Origin of the sequence: Bacteroides sp. MSB163 (genome assembly GCF_036416795.1) — a bacterium.
Taxonomy (GTDB): Bacteria; Bacteroidota; Bacteroidia; order Bacteroidales; family Bacteroidaceae; genus Bacteroides; species Bacteroides maternus.
In genome coordinates this window covers 241,534-266,014 of the sequence record NZ_CP143867.1, presented here as the reverse complement: position 1 = coordinate 266,014, position 24,481 = coordinate 241,534, and the positions used below count along the sequence as shown (strand labels likewise).

Annotated in this window: 25 protein-coding genes and 1 pseudogene; 19 read left to right on the top strand and 7 right to left on the bottom strand. The window is 44.2% G+C overall.

What is annotated here, in order from left to right:
* Positions 1-73: 73 nt before the first annotated feature.
* The 5 genes from VYM24_RS00880 (at position 74) to VYM24_RS00860 (ending at position 4,259) form a co-directional block, all read left to right on the top strand.
* A complete protein-coding gene (locus VYM24_RS00880) occupies positions 74-1,480 on the top strand; it encodes an undecaprenyl-phosphate glucose phosphotransferase (RefSeq protein ID WP_330941233.1) in 1,407 nt (468 codons plus the stop codon).
* Position 1,481: 1 nt separating this feature from the next.
* The gene (locus VYM24_RS00875) at positions 1,482-1,694 is read left to right on the top strand and encodes a hypothetical protein (RefSeq protein ID WP_330941232.1); all 213 of its coding nucleotides are present in this window, start codon (positions 1,482-1,484) and stop codon (positions 1,692-1,694) included.
* A 502-nt stretch (positions 1,695-2,196) separates the two neighbouring features.
* Positions 2,197-3,438 carry an ATP-binding protein gene (locus VYM24_RS00870; protein ID WP_330941231.1) on the top strand — a complete coding sequence of 414 codons (1,242 nt, stop codon included), beginning with the start codon at positions 2,197-2,199 and terminating at the stop codon, positions 3,436-3,438.
* Positions 3,439-3,606: 168 nt separating this feature from the next.
* Entirely contained in the window at positions 3,607-4,116 is a 510-nt protein-coding gene (locus tag VYM24_RS00865) for an HU family DNA-binding protein (RefSeq protein ID WP_044266132.1), read from the top strand.
* A gap of 47 nt (positions 4,117-4,163) precedes the next feature.
* Complete coding sequence (locus VYM24_RS00860; protein WP_157445240.1) at positions 4,164-4,259, top strand: smalltalk protein; 96 nt, start codon at positions 4,164-4,166, stop codon at positions 4,257-4,259.
* A 66-nt stretch (positions 4,260-4,325) separates the two neighbouring features.
* Here VYM24_RS00860 and VYM24_RS00855 read toward each other — a convergent pair whose 3' ends face one another.
* On the bottom strand, positions 4,326-5,195 hold the full coding sequence (locus VYM24_RS00855; protein ID WP_007218803.1) for an NAD kinase: 870 nt from the start codon (positions 5,193-5,195) through the stop codon (positions 4,326-4,328).
* A gap of 104 nt (positions 5,196-5,299) precedes the next feature.
* On the opposite strand from VYM24_RS00855, the gene VYM24_RS00850 reads away from it, so the two are divergent.
* From VYM24_RS00850 to folE, 13 genes are all read left to right on the top strand, one after another.
* On the top strand, positions 5,300-6,013 hold the full coding sequence (locus tag VYM24_RS00850; protein WP_330941230.1) for a pyridoxine 5'-phosphate synthase: 714 nt from the start codon (positions 5,300-5,302) through the stop codon (positions 6,011-6,013).
* Complete coding sequence (locus tag VYM24_RS00845; RefSeq protein ID WP_022391859.1) at positions 6,013-6,729, top strand: MotA/TolQ/ExbB proton channel family protein; 717 nt, start codon at positions 6,013-6,015, stop codon at positions 6,727-6,729. The genes VYM24_RS00850 and VYM24_RS00845 overlap by 1 nt, the downstream gene beginning before the upstream one ends.
* A gap of 75 nt (positions 6,730-6,804) precedes the next feature.
* On the top strand, positions 6,805-7,179 hold the full coding sequence (locus VYM24_RS00840) for an ExbD/TolR family protein (RefSeq protein WP_007210072.1): 375 nt from the start codon (positions 6,805-6,807) through the stop codon (positions 7,177-7,179).
* Positions 7,180-7,229: 50 nt separating this feature from the next.
* Positions 7,230-8,057, top strand: a complete 828-nt coding sequence (locus tag VYM24_RS00835; protein ID WP_007218805.1) for a TonB family protein — start codon at positions 7,230-7,232, stop codon at positions 8,055-8,057.
* Positions 8,058-8,071: 14 nt separating this feature from the next.
* A complete protein-coding gene (locus VYM24_RS00830) occupies positions 8,072-8,620 on the top strand; it encodes a DJ-1 family glyoxalase III (protein WP_044266135.1) in 549 nt (182 codons plus the stop codon).
* A 3-nt stretch (positions 8,621-8,623) separates the two neighbouring features.
* The gene (locus VYM24_RS00825; RefSeq protein ID WP_330941229.1) at positions 8,624-9,298 is read left to right on the top strand and encodes a 2-C-methyl-D-erythritol 4-phosphate cytidylyltransferase; all 675 of its coding nucleotides are present in this window, start codon (positions 8,624-8,626) and stop codon (positions 9,296-9,298) included.
* A complete protein-coding gene (recG, locus tag VYM24_RS00820; protein ID WP_299094611.1) occupies positions 9,286-11,382 on the top strand; it encodes an ATP-dependent DNA helicase RecG in 2,097 nt (698 codons plus the stop codon). The genes VYM24_RS00825 and recG overlap by 13 nt, the downstream gene beginning before the upstream one ends.
* 201 nt (positions 11,383-11,583) lie before the next feature.
* A complete protein-coding gene (locus VYM24_RS00815; protein ID WP_007210077.1) occupies positions 11,584-12,453 on the top strand; it encodes a M23 family metallopeptidase in 870 nt (289 codons plus the stop codon).
* A 105-nt stretch (positions 12,454-12,558) separates the two neighbouring features.
* On the top strand, positions 12,559-13,101 hold the full coding sequence (locus VYM24_RS00810) for a DUF1599 domain-containing protein (RefSeq protein WP_330941228.1): 543 nt from the start codon (positions 12,559-12,561) through the stop codon (positions 13,099-13,101).
* Positions 13,091-14,431: a BT_3928 family protein gene (locus VYM24_RS00805; protein ID WP_330941227.1), complete on the top strand. Its 1,341-nt coding sequence runs from the start codon at positions 13,091-13,093 to the stop codon at positions 14,429-14,431. The genes VYM24_RS00810 and VYM24_RS00805 overlap by 11 nt, the downstream gene beginning before the upstream one ends.
* Before the next feature lie 54 nt (positions 14,432-14,485).
* The gene (gene tpiA, locus VYM24_RS00800; protein ID WP_007659726.1) at positions 14,486-15,241 is read left to right on the top strand and encodes a triose-phosphate isomerase; all 756 of its coding nucleotides are present in this window, start codon (positions 14,486-14,488) and stop codon (positions 15,239-15,241) included.
* 102 nt (positions 15,242-15,343) lie between these two features.
* Complete coding sequence (locus VYM24_RS00795) at positions 15,344-15,799, top strand: SPOR domain-containing protein (protein ID WP_299094602.1); 456 nt, start codon at positions 15,344-15,346, stop codon at positions 15,797-15,799.
* A gap of 10 nt (positions 15,800-15,809) precedes the next feature.
* Positions 15,810-16,403 carry a GTP cyclohydrolase I FolE gene (gene folE, locus VYM24_RS00790; protein ID WP_007210082.1) on the top strand — a complete coding sequence of 198 codons (594 nt, stop codon included), beginning with the start codon at positions 15,810-15,812 and terminating at the stop codon, positions 16,401-16,403.
* A 145-nt stretch (positions 16,404-16,548) separates the two neighbouring features.
* On the opposite strand, the gene dnaG is transcribed toward folE, so the two are convergent.
* The 5 genes from dnaG to VYM24_RS00765 all read right to left on the bottom strand — a co-directional run bounded on the left by dnaG (position 16,549) and on the right by VYM24_RS00765 (position 23,059).
* Positions 16,549-18,633 carry a DNA primase gene (gene dnaG / locus VYM24_RS00785; RefSeq protein WP_330941226.1) on the bottom strand — a complete coding sequence of 695 codons (2,085 nt, stop codon included), beginning with the start codon at positions 18,631-18,633 and terminating at the stop codon, positions 16,549-16,551.
* Positions 18,634-19,056: 423 nt separating this feature from the next.
* A complete protein-coding gene (locus tag VYM24_RS00780; RefSeq protein ID WP_007659729.1) occupies positions 19,057-19,830 on the bottom strand; it encodes a prephenate dehydrogenase/arogenate dehydrogenase family protein in 774 nt (257 codons plus the stop codon).
* An 89-nt stretch (positions 19,831-19,919) separates the two neighbouring features.
* On the bottom strand, positions 19,920-20,987 hold the full coding sequence (locus VYM24_RS00775; protein ID WP_186972432.1) for a bifunctional 3-deoxy-7-phosphoheptulonate synthase/chorismate mutase type II: 1,068 nt from the start codon (positions 20,985-20,987) through the stop codon (positions 19,920-19,922).
* 67 nt (positions 20,988-21,054) lie between these two features.
* The gene (locus VYM24_RS00770; RefSeq protein ID WP_330941225.1) at positions 21,055-22,236 is read right to left on the bottom strand and encodes a pyridoxal phosphate-dependent aminotransferase; all 1,182 of its coding nucleotides are present in this window, start codon (positions 22,234-22,236) and stop codon (positions 21,055-21,057) included.
* Positions 22,211-23,059, bottom strand: a complete 849-nt coding sequence (locus VYM24_RS00765; RefSeq protein ID WP_291555412.1) for a prephenate dehydratase — start codon at positions 23,057-23,059, stop codon at positions 22,211-22,213. Before VYM24_RS00765 ends, VYM24_RS00770 begins: the two co-directional genes overlap by 26 nt.
* 785 nt (positions 23,060-23,844) lie before the next feature.
* On the opposite strand from VYM24_RS00765, the gene VYM24_RS00760 reads away from it, so the two are divergent.
* A complete protein-coding gene (locus tag VYM24_RS00760; RefSeq protein ID WP_330941224.1) occupies positions 23,845-24,246 on the top strand; it encodes a hypothetical protein in 402 nt (133 codons plus the stop codon).
* 36 nt (positions 24,247-24,282) lie between these two features.
* On the opposite strand, the pseudogene VYM24_RS00755 reads toward VYM24_RS00760, so the two are convergent.
* A pseudogene (locus tag VYM24_RS00755) lies at positions 24,283-24,471 on the bottom strand (virulence RhuM family protein); the annotation flags it as partial.
* Positions 24,472-24,481: the final 10 nt, after the last annotated feature.

Genomic DNA, 24,481 nt, shown 5'->3' with positions numbered 1-24,481 from the left:
AAGCGACACGTAAAGACCGTATAAAACTAACGTAGGATAATATCCTCACTTTCTTAATAAAAACGTACTTACTATGAAACCGCTGACTTCTGATCGGGCAGAATCCATCCGCGACGTCGCCATACTTGGTGATTTTCTGCTGTTAAACTTCTCGATACTGGCAGTATATTTTCTATTGAAAATGGTAAATGTGCCGGCTGTTGCTTTTCCATTTAAAACCTATCTGGTAATGTCAAATCTGTGTTACGTGCCTTGTATTTCAATTTTTAAAGTGATTTTGCATTATCGGATTGTTCGTCCTGAACAAATTGTAGGTCGTTTGCTAGGAACTGTGACTTTGCATATCGTAGTGTTTTTAACAGCGCTAGCTTTAATAAAAGTTGGAAATTTTTCCCGTATTTATCTTTTGTCTTTTTATCTGTTGTTCCTGCCTTTACTCGTCGGCTGGAGATTGACTCTAAGACATATAGTGAAACTTGTTCGCAAACATGGAAAAAATGTACGCACGGTTGTACTGGTAGGTGGAGGTGATAATATGGCCGAACTTTATCAGGTACTAAGTGATGTGACTTATGGGTATAGAGTAAAGAAAGTCTTTTTTGCGAAGGATGGGGTAGAGGGAGACACATTGTCTGAATCTTTCTGTCGAGCAGAAATGCAAAGGTTGAAGGAATGGCTTTCTGAGAATGAAGTTCAGGAATTATATTGTGGTCTTTCTGCTGTGTACAAGGATGATATTTTATCCATTATTCGTTATTGTGAAAATAATCTGATCCGCTTTTATAGTGTACCTTCTCTACGCAATTATGTGAAACGGCAGTTGCAGTTGACTTTACTGGGGGATGTGCCTGTGTTGTCTATTCGATGTGAGCCTTTGCAGAAACCTATGAACCGTTGGATGAAACGGTGTTTTGATCTACTATGTTCTTCTTTGTTCCTGATAACTGTCTTTCCGATGTTATATATTGTTGTGGGAACGATCATTAAAATCACTTCTCCGGGACCTGTATTTTTCAAGCAGGACCGTAACGGTGAAAATGGGGAGATTTTTCAGTGTTATAAGTTCCGCTCGATGAAAGTGAACAAGGATTCTGATAAGATTCAGGCTACGAAGAATGATCCGCGCAAGACAAAATTCGGTAACTTCTTAAGAAAGAGTAATCTGGATGAGATGCCCCAATTTATCAATGTCTTTAAAGGGGAGATGTCTCTTGTAGGTCCTCGTCCCCATATGTTGAAGCATACAGAAGAATATTCCCAGCTGGTGGATAAATATATGATGCGTCATTTGGTGAAACCCGGCATTACGGGCTGGGCACAAGTGACAGGTTTTCGCGGAGAGACTAAAAAGGTATCTCAGATGGAAGGACGTGTGAAACGTGATCTTTGGTATATTGAGAATTGGACTTTCTTGCTGGACCTTCGTATTATGGTGATGACAGTGGTGAATATGTTCCGTGGAGAAAAGAATGCTTATTGATATGAATTATAAAGAAATAGATACGCAGCGTATCATTGACTACATAGGGGCGTTTGCTAATGGAGTTTCGGTGGATGATATCATTTTACACTCCGGTGCCGATAAATTAAGAGTATATCCTGCTCTGTTTGAACTGGAGCAAAGCGGATGGCTGGAAGTGTTGGAAAGGGAGGAACTAGGAGCACCTTCAATAGTCCGTAAGAAGAAGGTTTAAGAGAAGAAAAGTGACAGGTAACAGCGGTTACTTTGTTTTAGGCGGCAGCCGGGATTGCTCTATAAAAGGAGTGGTTCCGGCTGTTTTGATAATAATAAGTTGTGAATTTGTTGTTTTTAATGGAAAAGATTTGTAGAAAGATGAAACATAAAATAGTGTGCTATGAAAACAATCAAGTTGGGTTATGAAGGTGACGAAGTTGCCTTCCTTTGTCAAGCATTAGTTCGGGGAGGTTATTGGTGGTAAAAGCGGTTTCTTTACTCCGGGAAAAACAGCTATCCTTTCTGAAGGACATATTTGGGGGGATCAATTGAAGAGAAGGGGAATCTCACCCGAAAGGCTTATGGCTGGCAATGAAAATATTTAGCCGCTGTCCGAATTTTCGGCTAGCGGCTTTTGCGTAAAGTAGTCTCCATGTTTTTGAAGTAATTGAATAAAATTCCCTATGGATTTTTGGGTAATACGCAAAAAAAATACTATTTTCGCAGGGAAAGAATTTGTTATGATAGCAAGAAATAGTTATAAAGAGAAAATTCAATCGGCATTTAGATTAGTGCCGATTGTAGTGTTGATAGGTGCCCGGCAGGTGGGGAAGACATCTATAATGAAAGCATATCCTACGAAAAACTTTCGTAATGTTTTGTTCCTGAATGGGCAAGATGTGGAAGTGGCCGCACGTTTCCAACAGTTCAGTACTATTGAGCAGTATTTGAAAATTTATCTGAATGCAGAATTAAATGGCTTGTTACTGCTTGACGAATTTCAGTTTATACAGGGAGTTTCTACTATGTTGAAACTGCTGACTGATAAATATGATAATTTGCGTATTCTTTGTTCTGGTAGTTCAAGTCTGGATATCCTTCAAAATATCGAAGAATCTTTGGCGGGACGTGTACGTGTGATAGAAGTTCTTTCACTCTCTTTTTCTGAATATCTGTTGTTTAAAGATGAAAAGCTTTGGCGCCTGCAACAAGAATTGAAAGATGGGAATGACGATGCTTTAGTGGCTCCTTTGCAACAGGTCTATGAAGAGTACTTGATTTATGGCGGACTTCCGCGCACCGCTTTGACCGAGAATCCGCAAGAAAAGGTGGAATTGCTGAATGACATTTATCAGACTTACCTGCTGAATGATGTACGGCACTATATTGCCAATGAGCATTTTGTCAGCTTTAATAAACTGCTTCGTTTATTAGCTGTGCAGATAGGGAATCTTGTAAATGTAAATGATTTGAGCCGTGAAAGTGGCTTACCATATGCACGATGCGAAGAATACATCTATTTACTCCAGAAGATGTATATCATAAAACTGATAGAACCTTATTTTACCAATAAGCGTAAGGTTATTGGTAAAATGAATAAAGTCTACTTTTGTGATTTAGGATTGCGTAATATCATTTATAATAGCTTCAATGAGATAGCATTCCGAACTGATAATGGTGCCTTGTTTGAGAATTATGTGCTGTTAGAACTTTGGAGAAATAGACAGGCGTCGGATACAATTTACTTTTATCGTACACAAAGTGGTACGGAAGTGGACTTTGTGTTGGATGGTCCTATGAGAAAGTTGGCTGTGGAATGCAAGTTTAAACGTTTGCAGAATCCCGTAAGTATTCCTTCGTTGGTTAATTTTGCTGATGATGAAAAAATTAAGTTACGTTATATAGCTAATATTAATCTGGATACGGAATATAAGGGAGTACATCTGACGCCGGGTATATTAGTGGATAGAATAGGAAAATGAATGAGTACATAAATCTCTGTTTTATACGCGTTTATAACTTTTCTCAGAAAAACCGTCGTTGACATGCTTTTTTCTTCTTCTCATTTAAGATTTTATCCTCACCTTTGCATCGTTGATCAACGAAACGAGTGAATTAAAATAGAATTTAAATCTCTAAATGAAAAAGGTATGAGCGTAATTTTTAGAACGGTGGAGAGACCGTCCGATCCTCGGGTTGAGAATTCTCCCAAAAAGTATTTTCCGCAGTTAGTGACATTAGGACAGAGTGTGAACTTGGATTTCATTGCGCAGAAGATGCAGGATCGTTCCTCGCTTTCTATCGGTGATATCCGGAGTACTATGCAGAATTTCGTGGAAAAGTTGAAAGAGCAGTTGCTGGAAGGCAAGACGGTGAATATTGCGGGGTTGGGTGTGTTTATGCTGGCCGCCAAATCGAAAGGAGAAGATAAGGCTGAAGATGTAACTGCCAAGAGTGTAGGCAGTGTTCGTATTTGCTTTCAGGCTAATAAAGAGTTAAAGATAAACAAGGCCGCTACTCGTGTCGGTGAGAAACTGGATCTGGTTAGTTTGGACGATTATCTGAAAGAGTTATTAAATGTTCCTACGGGAGGCGGATCAGACAGTGGTTCGGGTGGTAACTCAGGTGGCGGAGGACTGGATGAGAATCCGCTCGGATAAGAAGAACTAAAAAATAGGAGTTGAGAATGAAAATCAAGAAAATCGCTATGAAGAAAACGAATTGGAAGGTGATTTTAAAAGTGATTATTGCTGTTGCTACTGCCATCGCAGGTGTGATTGGAGGGCAGGCTATGACATTTTAAGTATAGTTGATAGACGAAGAGAAGCCGTTATCCGAGAAGTTGAAGTCCGGGTAACGGCTCTTTTTTTTATCTTACATCCGCTCCCCACATCAGCTTATTGCGAAGCGTATCAAAGAACACATGGTTGAAGCGTTTGATTACCTTAATGCTGTAATCAGCCCGTGAGATTCGCAGACGGGTTGTTTCTTTGCAGGATTCACTACGACCGTCGATGGCAACCAGAAAACTGTGGCTGCGGCTTTCTACGTCAAGGGTGATTTCCCAATCATCGCAAATAACGATGGGACGGACATTCAAACTATGCGGAGCTACCGGAGTGATAGCAATCGTTTTGCTATGAGGCACGATAACCGGACCACCGACACTCAGCGAATAAGCCGTGGAACCGGTAGGGGTGGATACCACCAACCCGTCCGCCTGATAAGTGGTGAGATGGGCACCATTGATAGCAGTATGAATGCTGATCATTGAAGAACTATCGCGTTTCAATACTGCAATTTCATTGAGTGCATAAGGCGATTCCATCAATTTTTTATCATCACAATGTAATTGCAACACGCTACGTTCTTCCACCTTGTAGTGGTTATTATAAATCTCATCGAAAGTCTCTTCCATCTCTTCCGGAGAAATGTCTGCCAGGAAACCGAGGCGGCCGGTATTGATGCCCAGAATGGGGATATTTTTTTTGCCTACCCGACTGGCTGCTTTCAGGAACGTACCGTCGCCCCCGATACTGATGACCATATCTGCTGTAAAATCGTCTCCGTCAAAGAGTTCGGCGGAAGCGATAGTCATGTGCAGGTCGGAAGTCAGGAAGTTATAGAACTCCCTGCAAATGCAAAGCTGGGCATTACGCCGCTCCAACAAGCGGAATAAAGTTTCCGCATGTGTTGATTTTTTGGCTTGGTAAGTATTTCCAAATATGGCAAATTTCATCGTCTGTACTTTCTTAATGAAATGCAAATATGGTGTTTTTTTCTCAGAACGCTGCCAATGTATCGCTATTATTTGTACATTTGCGGCAAACTATGATCCGAATTATGACTAGATTAAGTGTAAACATAAACAAGATTGCGACGCTGCGTAATGCGCGTGGAGGGAATGTCCCTAATGTGGTGAAAGTAGCACTGGATTGTGAAAGCTTTGGTGCGGAAGGAATTACCGTACATCCACGCCCTGATGAACGTCATATACGCCAGAGGGATGTGTATGATCTTCGCCCGTTGCTTCGTACTGAATTTAATATCGAAGGATATCCTGCCCCCGAATTTATTGATCTGGTATTGAAAGTGAAGCCGCATCAGGTTACTCTGGTTCCGGATAGTCCGACTCAGCTGACTTCGAATGCAGGCTGGGATACCAAGCAGAATCTGGAATTTCTGACTGAAGTACTCGAAACATTTAATGATGCAGGCATCCGTACTTCCGTATTTGTATCGACGGATGTGGAGATGATAGAGTATGCTGCCAAGGCTGGTGCCGACCGGGTGGAACTCTATACCGAACCCTATGCGACCGCTTATCCGCAGAATAAGGAAGCCGCCGTTGCTCCTTTTGTAGAGGCAGCCAAAGTGGCACGTAGTCTGGGGCTGGGTCTGAATGCCGGACATGACCTGAGTTTGGTGAATCTGAATTATTTATATCAAAACATTCCATGGATGGATGAAGTCTCTATCGGACACTCGCTGATAAGCGATGCTCTGTATCTGGGACTGGAACGTACCATTCAGGAATATAAAAACTGTCTTCGTTGATGAATGCAATGTTGTTATTAGCCCAAGTGGCTCCGGCGCTGACCGATTCTATTGCGGGCGCCAATCCGGTATTAACTCCGGTAGCTGGTCCTGAAGAGATGAACTTATGGAGCATGGCTGTCAAGGGTGGTTGGATTATGATCGTTCTTGGACTGCTGTCCATTCTTTGTTTCTACATCTTGTTCGAACGCAACTATGTGATCAGAAAAGCCGGCAAAGAGGACCCGATGTTCATGGATAAGATAAAGGATTATATTCTGGATGGAGAAATAAAAGCTGCCATAGCCTATTGCCGCAGCGTAAATACTCCGGCTGCCCGTATGATTGAGAAAGGTATCAGCCGTTTGGGACGTCCGGTGAATGATGTGCAGGCTGCCATTGAGAATGTGGGAAACATTGAGGTAGCGAAACTGGAAAAAGGATTGACGATTATGGCAACCATTTCCGGAGGTGCGCCGATGATTGGGTTCCTCGGTACAGTGACCGGTATGGTGCGTGCTTTCTACGAAATGGCCAATGCAGGTAACAATATCGATATCACATTACTCTCGGGCGGTATCTACGAAGCTATGATCACTACGGTAGGTGGTTTGATAGTGGGTATTATTGCGATGTTTGCCTATAACTATCTCGTGACTCTGGTAGACGGCGTGGTGAATAAGATGGAGGCTAAAACCATGGCATTCATGGACCTCTTGAATGAACCCGCTTCCTAAGTAATTAATAATTAGTAATTAATAATTGAACTAAGCGTGCTACAACGTAGAGCTAAAATATCGCCCAATTTCAGTATGGCATCCATGACGGACGTCATCTTCCTGTTGCTGATCTTTTTTATGATCACGTCTACGGTTGTTTCGCCGAACGCTATCAAGGTGTTGCTTCCGCAGGGAAAACAGCAGACGTCGGCTAAGCCTTTGACGCGGGTTATTATCGATAAGGACCTGAATTTTTATGCGGCGTTTGGAAATGATAAGGAGCAGGCGATTTCTTTGGAAGAATTGACTCCTTTCCTGCAATCGTGCGCTGCGAAAGAACCGGAAATGTATGTGGCGCTTTATGCTGATGAAGCTGTGCCTTATAGGGAAATTGTGAAAGTGCTGAATATTGCCAATGAGAATAAGTTCAAGATGGTGTTGGCTACACGCCCGCCTGAAGGAAAATAAATGTACGATGGGTAAATTGTACATTGTAAATGGTTAAATAGTAAATGGCAATGGTGGATCCGAAGAAGAAAGGCAAATATATAGGAATGGTAGGTGCGCTACTGGTACATGTAGCGTTCATTCTCCTGTTGATACTGGTGGGCTTCGCTTTGCCGGAGCAGCAGGATGAAGACGGTATGCCGGTAATGCTGGGTGAAGTGCCCAATGCATTTGGAAGTGCTGATCCCTCCCTGGTGAAAGTGGATGTGATGCCTGAGACCGTTGCCCCTAAAGTGCAGGAAACGGTAGAGCAGGAGATGCTTACACAGGAGGATGAAGAAACCGTTGTTATCAAGCCCAAAGCAGAACCTAAAAAGGAAGAAGTAAAGAAGAAGCCGGAAAAACCGGAGAAGACGGAAGCCGAGAAAGCGGAAGAAGCCCGGAAGTTGGCGGAAGCTAAAGCCGAGCGGGAACGCAGGGAGGCGGAAGAGGCGGCCCGTAAGAGGGTGGCAGGTGCCTTCGGAAAAGGAGCACAAATGGGAAGCAAAGGTACGACTGAGGGAACAGGTATTCAGGGAAGTCCCACCGGAAATGCGCCGGAAGGCGCGTCGAGCGGAACGGGAGGTTATGGAACTTTTGACCTCGGCGGACGTTCTATAGGACAAGGAGGTTTGCCGCGTCCGGCATATAATGTGCAGGATGAAGGGATTGTGGTGGTTTCTATTACTGTAAATCCCGCAGGACATGTTATTGCTACCAGTATTGACCGGAAGACCAATACCATAAATTCTGCCTTGCGGAAGGCGGCTGAAGATGCTGCTAAGAAAGCGCGCTTCAATGCTGTAAGCGGTCTGAATAACCAGACAGGAACGATAACATATTACTTTAAACTAAAATAATAAGGAGAACAATTATGGGTACAGTTTATGTTTTTTTTGCAGACGGATTTGAAGAAGTGGAAGCTTTCACCTCTGTGGATGTAATGAGACGTGCAGGGCTGAACGTGGAAATGATAACGGTGACTCCCGATGAGATAGTAACAGGTGCACATGATGTACCGGTGCTTTGCGATAAGAATGTAGTGAACTGTGATTTCTATGACGCAGATTTAGTTCTTTTACCCGGTGGAATGCCCGGAGCAGCTACTTTGGAGAAGTGCCCGGAACTTCGGAAACTGGTCTTGGATTTTGCTGAAAAGAATAAACCGATTGCTGCCATTTGTGCCGCTCCTATGATATTGGGTAAGCTTGGCTTGTTGAAAGGCCGCAAGGCAACTTGCTATCCCGGCTTCGAACAATACCTGGAAGGTGCTGAATGTACAGGTGCTCCGGTGGAAAGAGACGGTAACATCATTACCGGAAAAGGACCGGGTGCTGCGATGGAATTTGCTCTGACGGTTGTAGATATGATGCTTGGAAAAGAGAAAGTTCAGGAATTGAAAGAGGCAATGTGTGTTAATTGATTTATGGTTCAGTATGCTCTGATAGTTGCCGGTGGTAAAGGGTTGCGCATGGGAGGCGAACTTCCCAAACAGTTTCTGCCTATAGGTGGAAAACCTGTTCTGATGCGTACTTTGGAAGCCTTTTATGCCTACAATCCGGAGATACATATAATATTAGTGCTCCCGCATAGCCAGCAGTCTTATTGGACAGAGCTATGTGCGGAGCATTCTTTTTCTTTGCCGCATACAGTGGCGGACGGAGGTGAAACCCGCTTCCATTCGGTAAAGAACGGATTGGCTCACGTAACCACTTCGGGATTGGTTGGTGTTCATGATGGGGTACGTCCGTTTGTTTCCCGGGAAGTTATAGCCCGTTGTTATGAATTGGCGGCTGAAAAAAAGGCGGTGATTCCCGTGATAGATGTGGTGGAGACTGTACGCCATCTCAAAGGAGAAGAAAGCGTGACCGTCAGCCGGGATGAGTATAAATTGGTACAGACTCCCCAGGTGTTTGATGCCGATTTACTGAAACAGGCCTATGAACAACCTTATACTTCTTTCTTTACGGACGACGCTTCGGTAGTGGAAGCGATGGGAGTATCTGTATACCTCGCGGCAGGTAATCGGGAAAACATTAAAATTACGACTCCCTTTGATTTGAAAATAGCCGCTGCTTTGTTGGATTCATGTTTGATTTAGCTTCTCGTGACATAAAATACCTGTCGGGTGTAGGGCCGCAACGTGCCTCAGTACTCAATAAGGAATTGAATATCTATTCCCTTCACGACTTATTGTATTATTTCCCCTATAAATATGTAGACCGTAGCCGTGTCTATTATATCCATGAGATAGACGGTACGATGCCTTATATCCAGCTGAAAGGTGAAATCCTGGGCTTTGAGACGATTGGAGAAGGTAGGCAGCGCCGTCTGATTGCCCATTTTTCGGATGGTACGGGGATTGTGGACTTAGTCTGGTTTCAGGGAATTAAATTTCTCGTCGGTAAGTATAAGGTACATCAGGAATATATTGTATTTGGTAAACCCAGCGTCTTCAACGGACGGATTAATATTGCTCATCCGGATATCGATAATGCTTCGGAACTGAAGCTCTCGACCATGGGATTGCAACCTTATTATAATACAACGGAGAAAATGAAGCGGAGTTCCCTCAATTCTCATGCAATTGAGAAGATGATGAGCGCCGTAGTGCAGCAACTCCGCGAACCGTTGCCCGAGACGCTTTCTCCCGCTATACTGGCAGAACATCATTTGATGCCGCTGACGGAAGCCTTGATGAATATTCATTTTCCGGCAAATCCGGAATTGCTTCGTAAAGCGCAATATCGCTTGAAATTTGAAGAACTTTTCTATGTGCAGTTGAATATTCTCCGCTATGCCAAAGACAGGCAACGGAAATACCGTGGATATGTATTTGAAACGGTAGGAGAGATATTCAATACTTTCTATGCCAAGAATCTGCCTTTCGAACTGACAGGTGCCCAGAAGCGTGTACTGAAAGAAATACGACGGGATGTGGGCAGCGGTAAGCAAATGAACCGTCTGTTGCAGGGGGATGTAGGTAGTGGAAAAACGCTGGTGGCACTGATGAGTATGCTGATAGCGTTGGATAACGGTTACCAAGCTTGTATGATGGCGCCTACCGAGATTTTGGCTAACCAGCATTTTGAAACAATCCGTGAGTTATTGTACGGAATGGATATACGCGTGGAATTGCTGACCGGTTCTGTGAAAGGAAAAAAGCGGGAAGCCATTCTCACCGGTCTGTTAACAGGAGATGTACGAATACTGATCGGTACGCATGCCGTGATAGAAGATACCGTGAATTTCTCTTCACTGGGGCTGGTCGTGATAGATGAACAACACCGTTTCGGTGTGGCACAGCGCGCACGTTTATGGACTAAGAATGCACAGCCACCCCATGTGTTAGTCATGACAGCTACCCCTATTCCACGTACGCTGGCCATGACATTATATGGTGATCTTGATGTCTCCGTTATTGATGAACTGCCGCCGGGACGTAAACCTATTGTGACCATTCATAAATATGATGCGCACCGTGTAAGCTTGTACCAATCCGTTCATAGACAGATTGCAGAGGGCAGACAGGTGTATATTGTATATCCTTTGATTAAGGAAAGTGAGAAAATAGACTTGAAGAACCTGGAAGAAGGCTACCTCCATATTTGTGAGGAATTTCCGGATTGTAAAGTCTGCAAAGTGCATGGCAAGATGAAAGCGGCTGAGAAGGATGCGCAAATGCAGCTTTTTGTTTCGGGCGAAGCACAGATAATGGTAGCGACTACAGTGATTGAGGTGGGCGTAAATGTGCCGAATGCTTCCGTGATGATTATTGAGAATGCAGAGCGCTTCGGTTTGTCACAGCTCCATCAGTTGCGTGGTCGTGTAGGTCGTGGAGCAGAACAGTCTTATTGTATTTTAGTGACCGGATACAAGTTGGTAGAGGAAACCCGCAAGCGCCTGGAAATTATGGTGCGGACAAATGACGGCTTTGAAATAGCTGAAGCCGATCTGAAGCTACGAGGTCCCGGTGATTTGGAAGGCACACAGCAAAGCGGTATTGCCTTCGACCTGAAAATTGCCGATATAGCGCGCGACGGACAACTGCTGCAATATGTGCGCAATGTTGCTGAAGAAGTGGTGGATGCTGATCCTACTGGTATTCGTCCGGAGAATGAAATCCTGTGGCGTCAGCTAAAGGCACTTCGGAAAACTAACGTTAATTGGGCTTCCATTAGTTGAATAACGGTTAAACATACACTTTATTTGCATTTTTATGTTGTAAAACATGTTAGCTCTTAACTTTCCGATATACAGGGAGTTAGGGAATGTTTTAATATGTATCTTTTAGTCCCTTACCGAAAAAATAGTTAAGAACAGCCTTTTCATTTAGAGAAGAAATACTACCTTTGGGAGAATTTTTTAAAAGAATGACGAAACGGAATGAATTTCAATTGCATTAAAACGATCCTAATAGCTGCGACGGCAATGGTCAGCCTGAATTCTTTTTCTCAGGATTTGATTGCCCGACAAGCCCCCATCGACAGGAAACTAAAGAGCGTTGACTCGTTGGCTTTACAGAAACAGATACGTGCTGAACAATCTGCTTATCCAGGTCTAAGTCTATATCCGACTTGGAATAATGAGTATGTACAAGCTTATGGCGATGCTATCGTTCCTGAAAGCTATAAAGTGGACCTGACAGGGTTCTGTATGCCTACAACGCATACGAAGATTACCGATGTATTCGGTTATCGCCCCAGAAGACGCAGAATGCACTATGGCTTGGATGTTAAAGTATTCATCGGTGATACGATTCGAGCTGCTTTTGATGGTAAAGTACGCGTAGTAAAGAATCAGGGACGCCGTGGCTATGGTAAGTATATCGTTATTCGTCATGACAATGGACTGGAAACTGTTTACGGACACTTATCCAAACAGATCGTAGAAATTAATCAATTGGTTAAAGCCGGAGAGCCTATCGCTTTAGGTGGCAATACCGGACGTTCTACCGGTTCGCATCTTCACTTTGAAACCCGTTTCCTGGGAATTCCTATCGACCCCGCTTTAATGTTCGACTTTGAAAAGCAAGACGTTGTTGCTGATCATTATACTTTCACTAAGACCAAGACTTCAAAAGGAACTGCTCGCAGCATGGCTTCCGGTGAAGGTTTGTTCTATAAAGTGAAGAGTGGCGATACATTGTCTAAGATTGCATCCCGTCAGGGAGTATCTATTGACAAGCTCTGTCAGTTGAATCGCATTACACGGAAAACAATCTTACGTCCGGGACAGGTATTACGTTGTTCGTAAGATATCAATAAACCCATAAAGAAGAGGGCACTTTAATATAATTTAGAGTGCCCTCTTTTCTTTTTTCTTTAATTATTTCTACCTTTGCAACCAATTTGTAAGGAAATGAAAGATACCAAACAACAATTTGAACATGTCATTGCCATCTGTCGTGATTTGTTCTCCAAGAAACTACATGATTACGGTCCGGCATGGCGTATTCTCCGTCCGGCTTCCGTGACTGATCAGATATTCATTAAAGCTAATCGTATCAGGAGTATTGAAACCAAAGGAGTGACGTTGGTGGACGAAGGAATACGTTCCGAGTTCATTGCGATAGTCAACTATGGTATTATCGGATTGATACAGCTGGAGCTGGGATATGCGGAATCAGCCGATATCACGAATGAAGAGGCAATGGCATTGTATGACAAATATGCTAAAACTTCATTGGAGCTGATGCTTGCTAAGAATCATGATTACGATGAGGCATGGCGCAGCATGTGTGTCAGTTCATACACTGATCTGATATTGATGAAAATCTACCGTACGAAACAGATTGAAAGCCTGTCAGGACAGACTTTGGTTTCGGAAGGAGTGGATGCTAATTATATGGACATGATTAATTATTCCGTATTCGGTTTGATTAAGATTGAATTTGGAGACTAAGCAGAAACATATAATGTGGAAGAGCTGGGTGAATGTTTGCCGCTTTTTACTGGCGGTGGTATTCATCTTTTCCGGCTTTGTGAAGGCAGTCGATCCGTTAGGTTCTTTTTATAAGATTCAGGATTATCTGACGGCTTTTGGAATGGCTGCATGGTTTCCTACATATTTGCAGTTACTGTTTGCCATCGTATTGTCAGCGTTGGAATTTTCAGTGGGAGTTTTCCTGTTCTTTGGTATACGGCGGAGGTTTGCTACAACTCTGGCACTGATGCTGATGATCGTGATGACACCGCTGACACTGTATCTGGCGTTAGTGAATCCGGTGTCCGATTGCGGTTGTTTCGGTGATGCATGGGTGTTGACAAACTGGGAAACGTTTGGCAAGAATGTAGTATTGTTTATTGCAGCCGTATCTGTCTTCAAAGGTGGAAAACAAATTATCCCCTTTATTACGGCAAAAATGGCATGGATGATTTCCATGTATACGTTCTTTTTCGTGTTTGTGCTTTCGTTCTATTGCCTGGACAATCTGCCTATTCTGGATTTCCGTCCTTACAAGATCGGAAAGAATATCAAAGAAGGCATGGAAATACCCGAAGGAGCAAAACCCAGTGTGTTTGAGAGCAAGTTCATTCTGGAGAAAGACGGAAAAAAGCAGGAATTTACACTGGATAATTACCCGGATAGCACATGGACGTTTGTTGAAACACGTACGGTGTTGAAGGAAAAAGGATACGAGCCTCCGATTCACGACTTCTCTATTGTAAGTCTGGAAACCGGAGAGGATCTGACCGATAGCATTTTATCCGATAAGGGATATACATTCCTGTTGGTAGCTCATCGTATTGAAAAAGCTGACGATAGCGATATAGATCTTATTAACGAGATCTATGATTATAGTGTGGAGCATGGTTACGGCTTTTATGCCCTGACTTCTTCGCCGGAGGAACAAATAGAATTGTGGCGTGACAAGACCGGTGCTGAATATCCTTTCTGCCAGACGGACGACATCACTTTGAAGACTATTATCCGTTCCAATCCCGGACTGATGCTGATAAAGGATGGCGTAATTCTGAATAAGTGGAGTGATAACAGCTTGCCGGATGAATACGTGTTGACGGATAGTCTGGATAAACTGGAACTCGGTCAGCAGAAACAAGAAAGTGATTTGCGCACGATTGGTTACGTTCTTTTGTGGTTTATCATTCCGTTGCTGATGGTTATCGGCGTGGACATCCTGGTTGTGAAGCGCAGGGAAAGAAAGAGAGCGAAAAATAAAGTGATTAGCAATGGAGTGATGAGTGATAAGCAAGAGCTTCCTCAGCCATAAATCACAAATTATAAATCAAAAATACATTAACCCTTTTAATAAATAAAAAACAAAATGAGAAAAAACATTGTTGCAGGAAACTGGAAAATGAACAAAACCCTTCAGGAGGGTATTGCTCTTGCAAAAGAACTGAATGAAGTATTGGCTAACGAAAAGCCTAACTGTGATGTAATCATCTGTACTCCTTTTATCCACCTGGCATCGGTTACTCCGTTGGTAGACCCCGCTAAGATTGGCGTAGGTGCTGAAAACTGTGCTGACAAAGAATCAGGTGCTTACACTGGTGAAGTTTCAGCTGCTATGGTTGCTTCTACAGGCGCTAAATATGTAATCTTGGGTCACTCAGAACGTCGTGCTTACTATGGCGAAACAGTTGCCATTCTGGAAGAAAAAGTAAAATTGGCTTTGGCTAACGGCCTGACTCCGATCTTCTGTATCGGTGAAGTGCTGGAAGAACGCGAAGCTAACAAGCAGAATGAAGTAGTTGCCGCTCAGTTGGCTTCCGTATTCTCTCTGTCTGCTGAAGATTTCTCTAAGATCGTATTGGCTTACGAACCGGTTTGGGCTATCGGTACAGGTAAAACTGCTACTCCCGACCAAGCTCAGGAAATCCACGCTTTCATCCGTTCATTAATTGCTGACAAGTACGGTAAGGAAGTTGCTGACAACTGCTCTATCCTTTACGGTGGTAGCGCTAAACCGTCTAACGCTAAGGAATTGTTCGCTAATCCTGACGTTGATGGTGGCTTGATTGGTGGTGCAGCTCTGAAGGCGGCAGACTTCAAGGGTATCATTGATGCTTTTAATTAATAGATAATGGAAGATTGATAATTGATAACCGGTGAAGTGCCGGTTGTCGGTTATCAGTCTCTATAATCATATTATCAACCGTCTATTATTATATTATTCATTATGAAGAAGCTTGGTTTACTTTTAATTGCATGCTTTGCTTTCGCCGCTTTTGTTTCGGCGCAGAATAACATTGTGAAGAGTTTGGAACGCAATGTGCCGGGACAGGGTAAGGTAACCATCCATCAGGATGCCCGCATTGAGGCCTTGATAGGTCAGGAATATATTCCCAACGGAACGGAAAACAGAGTGCTTAAAAGTCAGGGTTTCCGTGTACAGGTGTATGCCGGAAACAATACCAGTAGAGCCAAGAACGAAGCTCACGCTGTGGGCTCACGAATCAAAGAATATTTCCCGGAACTTTCTGTTTATACCTCTTTCAACTCTCCCCGTTGGCTGTGCCGTGTAGGAGACTTCCGCAGTATTGAAGAAGCGGATGCCATGATGCGCCAGTTGCGTGCTACAGGCGTATTCAAAGAAGTTTCTATTGTGAAAGAGCAGATAAATATCCCCTTATAAAAACTTACTCATGTTAGGAAAAGAAGAAATCGTATCTCCTGCACTGGATGAACTGAAAGAACACTATCAGCGTATTATAACTTTATTGGGCGAAGATGCCGAACGCGAAGGACTACTGAAAACCCCCGAACGTGTAGCAAAGGCTATGCTGAGTTTGACAAAAGGCTATTTCATGGACCCGCACGAAGTGCTCCGCTCTGCCAAGTTTAAGGAAGAATACAGTCAGATGGTGATTGTGAAAGACATTGATTTTTTCTCACTTTGCGAACACCACATGCTTCCGTTCTACGGAAAAGCGCACGTGGCTTATATCCCCAACGGTTATATTACAGGGCTGAGCAAGATTGCCCGTGTAGTGGATATCTTTTCCCATCGCCTTCAGGTGCAGGAACGCATGACGCTCCAGATTAAAGAATGCATCCAGGAAACACTGAATCCCCTGGGCGTAATGGTGGTTGTGGAAGCCAAGCACATGTGTATGCAGATGCGTGGGGTTGAAAAGCAGAATTCCATAACGACCACTTCCGATTTTACAGGTGCTTTCAATCAGGCAAAGACTCGTGAAGAGTTTATGAACCTCATTCGTCAGAATTCATTCACATAACAATCCCATAGCTTATTTCATGAAAGGAAACTGAAGTTCCCGTGAAGGGGGATTGTCGTTCCCATTAAAGGAAACGCGCGTTCCCTCAAGGGGAAACTGTCGTTTCTGTATGAGGAACTATCGTTATCATTAGGAGTAAGGTGATTTAACCGAGTACAACTCTGTCTCCCAATCGTTTAGCCATAATACTTTTGATCTCACGCAGTTTTGAGTAGCGTTTCATGATAGAGGTGCATTGTTCTTCATCATTGGCTACGGCAGGGTCTTGTAAGGCATATATCATGTGTTTCATTTCTTCACTGATGATGGCGAACTTGAAATTAATCATGAGCGTAGGCACCAATTCGAATAGGCGTTCCTCGTCGGTCACTAATCTTTGGGCTTTGGAGTGATATTTACTCAGTTGGTAGCGGTCGGCAATCAACTCTGTACTTAGCTTGCTGATGATAGGATCGGGATGCGCCAGGAAATACCGTTCTGCGATGAATCCTTCATTATGTATATGCTCTGCCGCTTCCGTCAACATCTGCCTGTGCAGCGGGTTATGGAAAGCTAATTCATCCTCTTTCAAGTCATTGACTACGTATTCCGTTACTGTGATGGGAATTTCTTTTCCTTCCTCATCGGGAACGTTACACAATACTTTCTCTCCGTAGCGTACTACCATTTGCAGGATAAGGCGCTCGTATTTGTAGAATTCCTGTCCTTCTTTTCCTTCTTGTGGGATATACGATACGTATTCGGCAGCTTCCGGTGGAAGCGGTGCACCGCTGTCAGGCATTTCTCCATCCATGGGATAAGGAGGCATGTCTTCAGGGTAGGGTGCTTGCATTCCGTCGGGAAGCGGTGCTTGTGCAGCATCGCGGGCTGCATTATTCTTTCTTATTTCCCGGTTTCTTTGTTCCGCCTGCTTTTCAGCCTGAGTTTCGCGTCGTTTGGCAACTTCCGAAACCAGTAGCTTGTCTTCTATACGAAGCAGTTGGCTACATTCTTTAATATATACATCGCGGACAATCGCCTCCGGAATAATAGATATACTTTGTACAAGATTACCAATTAACTCCGCACGTTTGATAGGATCTTTTCCAGCATCTTCCAACAGAAGATTAGTTTTGAAACGTATAAAGTCTGTTTCATTGTCTTGTATGAATTTCTGGAACTCCGTAGCGTTGTGCTTGCGGGCGAAGGAGTCCGGATCTTCCCCGTCGGGAAGTAAGCAAACCTTGATATTCATTCCTTCTTCCAGCAGCATGTCGATACCACGGAGAGAAGCCTTGATACCTGCCACGTCACCGTCATAGAGTACCGTAATGTTATTGGTGAAGCGGTGAATGAGCTTGATTTGCCCTGGAGTCAGTGCCGTTCCCGAAGAGGCAACCACATTCTCCACACCTGACTGGTGCATGGAAATAACGTCCGTGTATCCTTCCACCAGGAAGCAGCGATCTTGTTTCACAATCGCCTGTTTGGCAAAATAAATGCCATACAACTCATTACTCTTATGATAGATTTCCGATTCGGGAGAATTGACATATTTAACCTTGACTCCCTTCGTCGCACTGCTAAGCACGCGCCCGCCGAAAGCGACTACCTTACCGGAAAGTGTGTGTACCGGAAAAATAACACGTCCCCAAAAGCGGTCGCGCAAGCGGTGATCGTCCGTTTCGTAGCAAAGTCCTGTCTTGACAAGATATTCTTTCTTGAATCCTTTCTTGATGGCTTCCTGAGCCATAGCATCGTGACTTTCGGTGCAATAGCCTAACTGGAACTTTTCGATGATATCATCCCGGAAACCACGGTTGCGGAAGTATGCCATACCAATGCTGCGTCCGTCCACATGGTTTTTAAGTATATTTTGGAAGTAATCACGTGCAAAGTTATTCACGATGAACAGACTTTCACGTTCGCTCTGCATCAGCTTCTCTTCGCTGGACAGTTCGCGCTCCTTTATTTCGATACCGTATTTCTTTGCTAGATATTTCAGAGCTTCGGGGTAGCTCATCTGCTCGTGCTCCATAATGAAGTGCACCGCATTGCCACCTTTACCGCAGGAAAAGCATTTGCACAACCCTTTGGAAGGCGACACATAGAAAGATGGCGTCTTGTCATCATGGAACGGACACAAGCCTACATAGTTCACACCTCGTTTGCGCAACGTAACGAAGTCCGATACAATGTCTACAATCTGTGCGGCATCCAGAATTCTGTCTATGGTAGGTTGGTCTATCATTGGATAATTGTTTTTGCGAATGCAAAGATAAAAAAAATCCCCCGTTGAGGACGAGGGAACCTAATGTTTTCACAACGGAATAATCCTTATTGTGATTTGCTTCATGTTAGTCTGGCAAAGTCTGTGTCGGTGAACCGACCGCCATCTTCCCGATAAGGCAACATACATAAAAAGTGGCGGTAGATTCTGAAAACTACGTGTAGTTTTCAGAATCTACCGCCACTTTTTTTTAATTTATAACCATGTTTTTTAGAAGATTGGTGATATGGGTTAGGTAGAGTTAGGTAGGATTCTAAACTTTCATGAGTAAAATAAATAAATAGAAAGTAATAACTTTCTATTTATATAGATAATTTATAAGTTCGGAATTCAACCTAACTCTACCTAACTCGGTAGTCTTCCCAATCCCTTAATCCCACCTGTCTATTTTATCTTTTCCCTAATCTTCGTCAGATACTGCTTCATCCCTTCCGCATCCTTCGTACTGATAATTTCCAGTAAATTCTTCAGTTCCAGGCGAATATTTTCCACTTGCGAGGGAGTGCGCGGATTAAAGAGAATTTCCTGAAGCAAATAATCATCCTCACTCAGCAAACCCTTGGCAATAGCCATGTGCTTCTTGAACGTAGTACCCGGAGCTTCCTGGTGCTTCATCACCGCTGCAAAAACAAACGTAGAGACAAAAGGAATAGACAGAGAATAAGCTACCGTCTCATCATGCTCGTCGAAAGTATATTCGAAGATATTGAGGCGGAGCGTCTGGTAAAGGTCCTTGAAGAAAATTTTTCCCAGGTGGTCACCTTCACTGATGATGATAGCATTTTCGCTACTCAGATTGCTGAGGCTGGCAAACGTAGGGCCAAACATCGGATGCGACGATACATAGCGGAAACCACTTTCCTCATAGAATTTCTTCAATCCTGTCTTCACCGAGGCAATATCACTGATAATACAATCCTTGGGCAGCACGGGCAGCACCTTGCGGAATGCATCTAATGTATACTTTACCGTGGCGGCATTGATTACCAACTCCGGTTCGAAGTCCTTTATCTCTTCCAACGTGGTGAAACGATACGTGTTGTAGACAAAACGCAACTGGTGCGGATTCACGTCGAACACTGCCGTTTCATGTTGGAAACTTAGAATATCTGTAAAGAAAGAGCCCATCTTGCCGGCTCCGAGTATTAAAATACGCATAAATCTAATGTTATTAGCTACGAGTTACGAGCTACAAGCTACGAGTATCCTGCGGTATGATGGCGCAGCTACTCGTAGCTTGTAGCTTGTCACTTATTAATTATTTCCATTTGTTGCCTCACACTCTCCTCGTGTATCAGCTCGAATACCTTCTTGATAAATTCCGAATCCACGCCCAGAAGCACGCCTTGTGAACCGCGTTTGTCCAGAATCTCATTGTAACGTCCCGTTTGCAGGATTGTCATATCGTGCTCTTTCTTGAACGTACCGATTTCACGCGCCACACGCATACGCTTGGCAAGTTCCTGCATCAGGTTGTTGTCGCACTCGTCAATCTGCTTGCGCAGTTCACTGAGATTTTCCGTGGTCTGTGTCTCTTTACGGATGACGAGTAGGTTCAGGATGTAATCCAGTACGTCCGGAGTCACTTGCTGTGAAGCATCGCTCCATGCACAATCCGGGTTGCAGTGGCTTTCGATAATCAGACCGTTGAAACCGAGGTCCATAGCCTGCTGGCAAAGCGGTGCGATGAGTTCGCGCTTACCACCGATGTGGCTGGGATCGCAGATGATCGGCAGGTTCGGGATGCGACGACGCAACTCGATGGGGATATGCCATTGCGGCAGGTTGCGGTACAACTTCTTGTCATAGCTGCTGAAACCACGGTGGATGGCTGCCAGACGTTTCAGACCGGCATTGTTGATACGTTCCAGGGCACCGATCCAGAGTTCCAGATCCGGATTTACCGGGTTCTTCACAAACACAGGAATATCCACGCCCTTCAGTGCATCGGCAATTTCCTGCATGGCAAACGGGTTGGCAGTGGTGCGTGCGCCAATCCAAAGGATATCGATACCTGCTTTCAGACACTCGTATACATGCTTCGAAGTGGCTACTTCGGTAGAAACGTACATTCCGGTTTCTTTCTTCACCTCTTTCAGCCATGCCAGACCGTCTACGCCTACACCTTCGAACCCACCCGGTTTGGTACGCGGTTTCCAGATTCCGGCACGGAATATCTTCATTCCCTTTTCGGCCAGTTGCTTGGCAGTGCACATTACTTGTTCTTCTGTCTCGGCGCTGCAAGGACCTGCAATTATCATGGGGCGTTTGTCCTCAATACCCGGCAGCAAAATCGATTCTAATTCAAGTTCCATATTCTTTTATTTTTGTTCAATTATATTTTTATTGTATAGATATTTCTCTGTGTCTTCTGTAAATATATTACTTCATCTCCCTGATACGCTTCAATGCCTCTTCCAATTTATGGTCTTTGCAGCAAAGCGAGATGCGGATATACCGTTTTCCGTTACTTCCGAAGATAAATCCCGGTGTGATGAACACGCGTGCGTTGTGCAACACCTTTTCAGTCAGTTCTTCAACATCGGCGCAGCTATCGGGAATTTTTCCCCAGAGGAACATACCTACCTGTTTTTCATCGTATGTACATCCCAGTGCATGCATGATTTCCCCTGCCAGATGGCGGCGGTTGCGGTAGTTCTTGTTGTTTCCGTCGTACCATTCCTGTTCGGCTTCCAAGGCGTTGGCGGCTGCCAGTTGCATGGCGCGGAACATACCGCTGTCGATGTTGCTCTTCACTTTCAGTATCCATTGCACAAAGTCGGCGTTGCTTGCCAGCATACCGATACGCCAGCCCGGCATATTGTGGCTCTTGCTCATGGAGTTGAACTCGATGCAAAACTCTTTGGCGCCCGGCACACTGAGGATGCTGAGGGGATGGTCGTTCAGGATGAAGCTGTACGGGTTATCGTTTACAATCACGATGTCCTTGCGGCGTGCAAAGTCCACCAGTTTTGCATAAAGTTCCGGGGTGGCGTTAGCTCCGGTCGGCATGTTCGGATAGTTGGTCCACATCAGCTTTACGCGGCTCATGTCCATCTTTTCCAGTTCGTCGAAGTCGGGCATCCAGCCGTTTTCCTCTTTCAGGTTGTAGTTGATGACTTCCGCGCCCAGTATCTTGCTCAGTGAGGTATAAGTGGGGTAACCCGGATTGGGAACCAATACCTGTTCGCCCGGATTGACGAAGGCGAGTGTGACGTGCAGGATACCTTCTTTCGAGCCGATGAGCGGCTGTATCTCAGTATTAGGATTCAGCTCCACGCCGTACCATTTCTTATACCAGGCGGCAAAGCTGCGGCGAAGTTCGGGGATGCCGATATAAGGCATATAACCGTGTCCGTCAGGGTTTTGTGCTTCGCGACACAGGGTTTGTATGGTTGCTTCCGCGGGAGGCATATCAGGGCTGCCGATTCCGAGGCTGATTACGTCTTTTCCTTCGGCATTCATTTGTGCCACTTCTTTCAACTTCTTGGAGAAGTAGTATTCGCTCACGCTGGCCAACCGGTCGGCGGGCTTAATCTTAGATGTTTGATTTTCCGTCTGCATATTCGCCTAATATTTTAAGTTCTTTGGTTAGCGGTGTGATGGCCGCGATGGATTGTTTATATCTCAGCATGTTGTCGAAGACGACGTCTACGTAAAATTGGTATTCCCATTCCCGCCCGATGATGGGCAGCGACTGTATCTTGGTCAGGTTGATGCTGTAGAACGAAAGAATGGACAGTACTTGCGAGAGGCTCCCTTCCGTGTGGGGCAGTGTGAATACCATGCTTGCCTTGTTGGTTTCCGGGTGTGGATGGCGGTGTATCTCGTCCACCTGCCAAGGGTCGGCAACTACCAGAAAACGGGTGAAGTTGTGCTTGTTTGTTTCGATGCCTTCCTGCAACACCTTCATGCCGTAACGCTCGGCAGCAGCCTTGGAGCAGATGGCGGCGTGTCCTTTCAGGTTTTCCCGCTTGATGATTTCGGCGCTGAGGGCGGTGTCTTCCGCTTCCACTACTTTCATTTTCGGGTGCTGGGCAAGGAACTCGCGGCATTGCATCAGTGCGATGGGGTGGGAGTTGACTTCCGTCAGATCGTTCCAGTCCTCGTCGGGCAGGCAGACAAAGCTGTGTGAAATGCGTAGTTTGTATTCGCCTATGATTTGTGTGCCGCTCTGCCGCAGCAACTCATTGTTGTGCAACAGGCTGCCTGCAATGGTATTCTCTATCGCCAACATTCCTATGGTCTTGCTGTCTTTCTTTACGGCTGCAAACACATCCTCAAAAGTAGCGCAACAGATTAACTCTATTTCTTCTCCTTCGAAGTACTTGTGTGCGGCAATGTCGTGATACGACCCTAATGTTCCTTGAATGGCTATTCTTTTCATACTGTTTCTTTAAAAAAAAATCCCGCTTCCATACAATGGAGCGGGATTAAGTATATTACTTTAGTTCTCTATTCAGTTCTTAAGCATCACTGTCACTTGACACATACAAACTCCCGCTCTACTTTCTGGCTAAAGTAAAAGTAAAAAAAGAAGTAATATGCATAAGTAAACAAATTCATACTTTCGTTTTCTTTTTGATTCTTAATTCGTGGCAAAAGTAATACTTTTCTCTTATATGCAAGCAAAAAATGATATTTTTTTTATTTCTTCTTCAAATTTAGCTTTCAGACTACTGCTTCCGACTGTCTTTTTCTACTGGAAATCAGTCAATCGTTGTGCATGATTCTTTTGATTTACTCCCATTTGTTCACGGCATCGTTAGGCTGTGCCTGCCTCGGAGTACTATGACCTTCGCGGATGTACTTTTATAACGGGTGTTTGGGGCACTGACTACTTTTTTGGGGGGGATATCCTGATTCAATAAAAAAGCATTCTTCTTTTGGCTATTCACTGCAATTCATCTATCTTTGCATTAGCCGAAGAGAAATGCGGCATGTTGAAGCTATTTTTGACAAGGAGAAAACTGGTAATTTTATTTAAGTCAAGAAACAGAACTTCAATAAAGATGTTTCACGCAGACCATATAGGGTCGGGCGTGCAAGCGTATTTATTGGTTCTGTGGGTATACCAGTACCTCTCCTTGGATAAATATGAACTATACGTCCGACTTCTTTTTGTATAAGGGGGATGAGGGCGATTTTAAATATTTAAAATCCGAAGAAGACATGAATACCCCGAAGGATGAAATGATAACAGAGGTCATCCATTGCATGGTAGAACAGAGGAAACACGAGATATGGGAAGTGCTCTACCCATTAAGTATAAAATATGGTTTTACGCTCGACTCCGACTATGCCAGCATCAAGCTGGAACCTCCCTGTAAAGACTTTCCGGAAGAAAAATGTGGATGTAAAATACCGCTGGATTCTGTGTTCAGTACCTTTGTGAAAGGTGATTTTCTGTATGTGATGTGCCGCGGGAAAGTGTATTTTATTCTCGATCTGGAAAGTGGTTTGTGGAGACTGTATTTGCCGATGCACCGACCTCCAAGGCTGAAAGTACTGTGGTGGAGGATTCAAGAGACGGTAAGGGATTTGGTGTGGTTGGTGAGGCATTGGAGGGACTGAAGCAATTTTAGTCAGTATTGTTTTTAGGAAGTTGCATTCATCATCTATTGCAAATACCTTTTGAATGTATTCATGTAATCGTTCGGTAGCCCAACGCCTGAAGCGTGTCGCTACCTGAAGTTGTTGCGTGAGCCACACATCGGTATCAGCAAACCGTACATTGACTTTGGGCACACCATTATCATCTTGGTAGATGATTATATTATTTTTATCATCAAACTTCATATAAATCTAT